The organism is uncultured Psychroserpens sp. (assembly GCF_947494225.1).
GTDB lineage: Bacteria > Bacteroidota > Bacteroidia > Flavobacteriales > Flavobacteriaceae > Psychroserpens.
Window position 1 is genome coordinate 1 of sequence record NZ_CANLUG010000023.1, and the last position, 817, is coordinate 817.

Annotated in this window: 1 protein-coding gene; it reads right to left on the reverse strand. The window is 30.2% G+C overall.

Annotation, left to right across the window (positions count from 1 at the left end; all coding sequences use genetic code 11):
- Positions 1-125: 125 nt before the first annotated feature.
- The gene (locus Q0893_RS19480; protein WP_299278953.1) at positions 126-794 is read right to left on the reverse strand and encodes a hypothetical protein; all 669 of its coding nucleotides are present in this window, start codon (positions 792-794) and stop codon (positions 126-128) included.
- Positions 795-817 lie beyond the last annotated feature (23 nt).

The following is an 817-nucleotide window of genomic DNA, read 5'->3' on the forward strand; positions in this document are numbered from 1 at the left end:
ACCTAACGTGTTCGTGTATGGTTAGTTGCGTTGGCTAGGTCTAAATTAGTAAAAGAAAACGAACCAGAGGAAAATCCGCAGGATTTTCCGAGTACGCACAGAAGAGCAATTAATTATACACGTTGTTAGGCACTGTTATTTTCAGTTCTTAATTCAATTATTTTATCAGCATTTACTTTCCACTTGTCATTTTTTAAAAGCAGTTCAATAGAAAATGGCCAACCAGATGCAATTATTTCAACCGATTTTCCATCTTCAGATTCCTTAATTCTTTTTATAGGTTGATTATTCGATAATTCATTTAATTTCTCTGCAACAGAATCTGGATACTTTCCATTCCATAATAAATCAGCATTGTCGTTTTCCAAAATTAAGGATTGAATAATTTTTTTATTGCCAAATAATAAAGCATTATCGAATTCACGAAATACTTTTTCAGGTTCACCTTCTTTTAGATCAGCATTATTGATAGCAAATTGTATTAATTCTTCTTCGTTCAATCGGTTTGACAATTCTATAAATTCAAGAATTGTATTTTTGATATTCGTAATTCCTTCATCATCATTTTCAGAGCAAATTTTAATGACGTAAGTCCAATCATAATTTGTTGGGAAAGAGTTTTTCAGACAAACAAATCTATTGAATACAGTTCCTCTACTAATTGGTGTTTTTTTAGCATAAGAATATCCAGTTATAAACGCAGATGTTTCATTAAAAGAACCTTGCAAACTATACATACTTGGTCTATTGCATATATATTCTATAAATTCAATAAATGTTGGTTCTTTTTTCACGGTTATTTAATTGTGCCTAACGT